This window comes from Azospirillum sp. B506, from assembly GCF_000333595.1.
Taxonomy (GTDB): Bacteria; Pseudomonadota; Alphaproteobacteria; order Azospirillales; family Azospirillaceae; genus Azospirillum.
Genome location: NZ_BADK01000660.1, coordinates 1 through 5,046, shown reverse-complemented (window position 1 = coordinate 5,046; position 5,046 = coordinate 1). Strand labels below are relative to the sequence as shown.

Sequence of the window (5,046 nt, the reverse complement as noted above, 5' to 3'; positions counted from 1 at the left end):
CCGTTGACTCCCGGCGCCGCCTTCCTTATCTTCTGCTTATGTTGCAGTGCAACATAACTCGGGCGCCCGCCCTGACGGGGTCCGAGGGTTTCAACCCACTCCGCACCCGGTCGCCGCATCGTCGGGGCCGCGCGGTTGACCCCTGAAGAGAGCGCGAGGAGCATAGCCATGTCCGACCAGATCGTCCTCCACCAAAATAATGATCTTTATTGAGGTTAACCTTATATATTGTATTTTCTCTTTTAACTTCCATGATAAATCCGCTGAATTTATTCCAATCCTTCTCCATATACTCAAGATCGATACCTTGAAGCATGATAATTTCTTTTTCTTTTGTTAAAATATCAGTCCCATTGATCTTCAAAGATTTCAGAAACAAGCCCGCGCCCGCCAAATTGACAACACTGATATTCGCCATAGCGCCCCTCCAATCAATTGCTTGATCCTACCCAATCACGTCCGCTCCAATGGTGCGCGTGAGCGGACATCGACAAAAAGGCGATTGCCAAGAAGGATAATCAATTTTTCACCAAGATAGCTCACGAAGAGATCACCGGAAAGCCGCAATCGCATTCAATCGATCATTTTCAAAATTCCGCCCAAAATTTATCGCGCAGATTGTAGATTTGGAACTTGCAACCGAAAAATAGAATCATCTCCCCGGCACACATCATTGCCGCCGATCGGCCATGCCCAGGAAATCGCTTTAGGAGATCCCGAAGGGCACGGCCGCGGGCCGACGGCATGGCATCAACCGCCGGTCACCTTCGCCCTCGTCCGCTTGACGGTCGTGGGCGGCGGGGCGTCGCCGGTGGGATCGTCCAGCGCGCACAACAGGCGCTCCTTGATCTTCGCCAGCTTGCCCTCATGCGTCACCTTCAGGCCGAAGACGTCCTTCACATAGAAAACGTCGATGGCCTTCTCACCGAAGGTGGAGACCTTGGCCGAACTGATCTGCAGCGTCAGGTTCGACAGGGCACGGGTCAGGTCGTAGAGCAGGCCGGGACGGTCGCGGCCGTTCACCTCGATCACCGTGTGGGTGGTCGAGGCGTTGTTGTCGATCAGCACGCGCGGCGGCACATGGAAGACGCGGGTGCGGCTGGCCTGCGTGGTGCGGCGGGTCGACAGGTCGTTGAGCGGCTTCAACTGGCCCGACAGCACCTTCTCGATCATCACCGACAGCTTGGCGAGCTTGTCGCCGCTCTCGAACGCCCCGCCGCCGGCGGCGTCCTGCACAGAGAAGACGTCGAGCGCCATGCCGTTGGTCATGGTGAAGATGCGGGCATCGACGATGTCGGCACCGCAGGCGGCCAGCGCCCCGGCGAGGCGGGAGAACAGACCGCTGTGATCGGTGGCATAGATCGTCACCTCCGTCACCGCCCGGCCGCGGTCGACGCGGGTCTCCACCGTCAGCGGGCGTTGCTCGCGCTCCGCCTCGCGGACGATGCGGGCCTGATGGGCCAGCGTGTCGGCGTCGAAGGCCAGCCAATAGCCGGGATAGCCCAGCCCCTTGTGCCGCTCGAACGCCTCGTCGTCGAAATCGCTCAGCTCGGCGCGGAGTGCGGCCTGGGCGGCCTGGATGCGCCGGCCGCGCCCCTCCACCGTCATGCCGCCCGACATCAGCTCCTCGGAGCGGTTGTAGAGTTCGCGGAGCAGCGTGGCCTTCCAGTTGTTCCAGCGCTGCGGCCCCACCGCGCGGATGTCGGCCACCGTCAGCACCAGCAGCAGGCGCAGGCGCTCCGGCGACTGGACCAGCGCCACGAAATCGCGGACGGTCTTGTCGTCCTCCAGGTCGCGCTTGAAGGCGGTGTGCGACATGGCAAGGTGCCAGCGCACCAGCCACGCCACCGTCTCCGTCTCCTCCGCCGTCAGGCCCAGGCGGGGGCAGAGCTTTTCGGCGACGCGGGCGCCCAGCACCGAATGGTCGCCGCCGCGGCCCTTGGCGATGTCGTGCAGCAGGACGGCGACATAGAGCGCCCGCTTCGACACCACCTTGTGGATCACCTCGGTGGACAGCGGCAACTCGTCGGCATGCTCGCCGGACGCGATCTTGTGCAGGATGCCGAGCGCGAACAGCGTGTGCTCGTCCACGGTGTAGACATGGTACATGTCATACTGCATCTGCGCGACGACCCGGCCGAAGTCGGGGATGAAACGGGCCATCACCCCGGCCTCGTTCATGCGGCGCAGCGTGATCTCCGGATCCTTCGGCCCGGTCAGGATGTCGAGGAACAGGCGGTTGGCATCCGGATCGTTGCGCAGCTTCGGACCGATGGCGGACAGCGACCGGGTGATCGCGCGGAGTGCGGCCGGGTGGATGTCGATGTCGTTCATCTGCGCGGTGTGGAACAGCCGGATCATGTCGATCGGCTGTTCCTTGAACTGCTTGTCGCTGCGGGCGTTCAGCCGCTCGCCATCGACGATGAAGCCGTCCACGTCCTTGCGCCGGGCGACGGAGGCCAGACGCAGCAGGTTGAATTTGGGCGGGCGCTTCGATTCGGCCTCAAGCGCCGCGCAGAAGATGCGCGTCAGGTCGCCGACATCCTTGGCGACCAGGAAATAATGCTTCATGAAGCGCTCGACGCCCTTGGTGCCGGCATGGTCGGTGTAGCCCATGGCGGCGCCGATGCTGGTCTGGACGTCGAAGGTCAGGCGGTCTTCCAGCCGGCCGGTCAGGTAATGCAGATGGCAGCGCGCGGTCCACAGGAAGTTCTGCGCCTTGGCGAAACGCTGCGCCTCCTCCGGCGTCAGCACATGCTTGCCGACCAGCTCGTCGACGCCCTCGACGCGGTAGAGATATTTGGCGATCCAGAACAGGGTCTGGAGATCGCGCAGGCCGCCCTTGCCGTCCTTCAGGTTGGGTTCCAGCACATAACGGCTGTCGCCCATCTTCAGATGGCGGTTGTCGCGCTCCGCCAGCTTGGCCTCGACGAATTCGGGGCCGGTGCCGGCGACCACCTCCTTGTCATAGCGCTTGCGCAGCTCGGCGAACAGCTTGCCCGGCCCCCAGAGATAGCGGGATTCGAGGATCGCGGTGCGGATGGTGACGTCGGCCTTGGACTGGCGGATGCACTCGTCGACGCTGCGCACGGCGTGGCCGACCTTCAGCCCGAGATCCCACAGGATGTAGAGCATGTATTCGACCACCTGCTCCACCCGCGGCGTGCGCTTGTAGGGCAGCAGGAACAGGAGGTCGATGTCGGAGAAGGGCGCCAGCTCGCCGCGGCCATAGCCGCCGGTGGCCGCGATGTCGAACACCTCGCCGGAGGTCGGGTTGGCGGTGGGGAAGATGAAGCGGACGGTGAAGTCGGCCAGGGTGCCGACCACGCGGTCGGCAAGATAGCAGTTCTCCCGCACGCACTGCTCGCCCGACCCGCCGGCGTCGAAGCGCCGCCGGACCTCCGCCCGCCCCTCGGCCAGCGCCTTGCGCAGGCAGGCGATCAGCACCGGCCGCAGCTTGTCGCCGGTGCCATGCTCGGCGACCAGATCCTCAAGCTCTCCCGACAGCTTGCGGCGGGAGATGATGGCGCGCTTGTTCGGGATGGCCGGCGCGGGAGCTTCGGGCGGCATCGGCGTCTTGGAGCGGGCTGACAGCATCGGTCGGGGGAAACCTCGGCTACTGGGACGGCAATCGGGTGATCCGGAAAGGCCGCTGAATCCTCACTATAGCGGTAAAGCCTTCAGGTAGCACGCCAACGATGGAAAACCAGAGCCGGCAGGGACGCGCCCGGAGGGAAACGGACCGGCGATATCCACATGGATCGCCCGCCACGGACCGGTCCGGCGGGAAACCCCTCCCGATCGGGCCATGGCCACCGGTCGAACCGACATCGAGGAGATCGCGCCGGTCGAGGTCGGCAAGGGTGCCCCGTGAGTGTTCATCGTCCCGGAATGCGTATCCGGTTGTACGTGCCTTGCATGACTTTCCACAGCTGGCTGTGACGGGCATCACAGCACACTTTCCGGTTCCGCCGCATGATTGTCGGCATCACGGAATGGCCGTGGCGGGCATGGCATGCGAAAGGGTTGACCATGACGACGGTGAAGGGGCGGCGGGAACTGGCGGCACTGAACGACGCGCTGACGCTGGCAGAACGCGGGCTGGGGCGGCAGACGATGCCGGCGCTGATGGCGCGGTTGCTGCGGGTCGCGGCGATGTTCCCGCGGGCGGTGGACGACACGCTGATGTGGCAGGTGACCGACCTCGTCACCGGCGACAACGTGTCGGAGGGCGTGAAGCTGACGTTGATCCGCATGGGATGGGCCTCCATCGTCCAGGCCCAGTACAAGCAACAGGGATTGCGGATGGTCGCCGCCCCGAAGCACCGGCAGGCCGCCGCGGCGTGAGAGACCGTTTGAAAAGGCTTGGCCGTGAAGACATGTTGTGCCTCAAGCTTCGTATGTGGGACGAGACGACACGTGGCCGAATGGCCAAGATCAAGCAGAAGAAACGTTATTCGACGGACCTGACGGACGAGGAATGATCCGGGTTAGGCGAGAGGCCAGTCCAAGCGCCGGAGTTGTGGACTGCCAATCGGTGAAAGCGCCTACTGCCAAGGAACGCGGTGACGACGTCGGCAAGAAGGTCAATGGGCTCAAGCCGCACATTGCGGTCGACACTGATGGCCGCCTGCTGATGGTCAACCTGACCACCGCCGACGTCTCCGACACCGCCGGAGCCCAGAACATCCTGGAGACGATGCGCAAGCATTGGCCGTGGATGAAGCACCTCTTCGCCCACAGCGCTTATGATCGCAAGAATCTGATGGACACGGCCGCCTTCCTCGACTTCACCGTCGAAGTGGTTCGGCGAACCGATACCGAGCCGGGCTTCAACGTGGTACCTCGGCGCTGGGTGGTTGAGCGGACCTTCGGATGAAGCACCCGCTGGAAGCGTCTGGTTCGCGATTACCAAACGCGCATCAATGTCTCCGGTGGCATGATTCAGATCGCCATGGCAAACCTGCTACTCCGACGGGTCTGCCATTGAAGCGGTTGTCAAACAGACTCTCAACGGATGTTTACTGCAGATGCCGGAAAAAAATC

General features: G+C 63.2%; 2 protein-coding genes and 1 pseudogene. 2 read left to right on the top strand and 1 reads right to left on the bottom strand.

Annotation, left to right across the window (positions count from 1 at the left end):
• Positions 1-750 precede the first annotated feature (750 nt).
• Positions 751-3,597, bottom strand: coding sequence for a [protein-PII] uridylyltransferase (locus I71_RS19540; protein WP_042696728.1), 2,847 nt, complete (start codon positions 3,595-3,597; stop codon positions 751-753).
• A 435-nt stretch (positions 3,598-4,032) separates the two neighbouring features.
• On the opposite strand from I71_RS19540, the gene I71_RS19535 reads away from it, so the two are divergent.
• Positions 4,033-4,347, top strand: coding sequence for a hypothetical protein (locus I71_RS19535; protein WP_085940755.1), 315 nt, complete (start codon positions 4,033-4,035; stop codon positions 4,345-4,347).
• A gap of 139 nt (positions 4,348-4,486) precedes the next feature.
• Positions 4,487-4,990, top strand: a pseudogene (locus I71_RS19530) (transposase); the annotation flags it as partial.
• Positions 4,991-5,046 lie beyond the last annotated feature (56 nt).

What these genes read in the sequence shown, in the direction of transcription:
- I71_RS19540 (WP_042696728.1), bottom strand. Translation starts at nt 3,597, where the DNA reads ATGCTGTCAGCCCGCTCCAAGACGCCGATGCCGCCCGAAGCTCCCGCG.
- I71_RS19535 (WP_085940755.1), top strand. Translation starts at nt 4,033, where the DNA reads ATGACGACGGTGAAGGGGCGGCGGGAACTGGCGGCACTGAACGACGCG.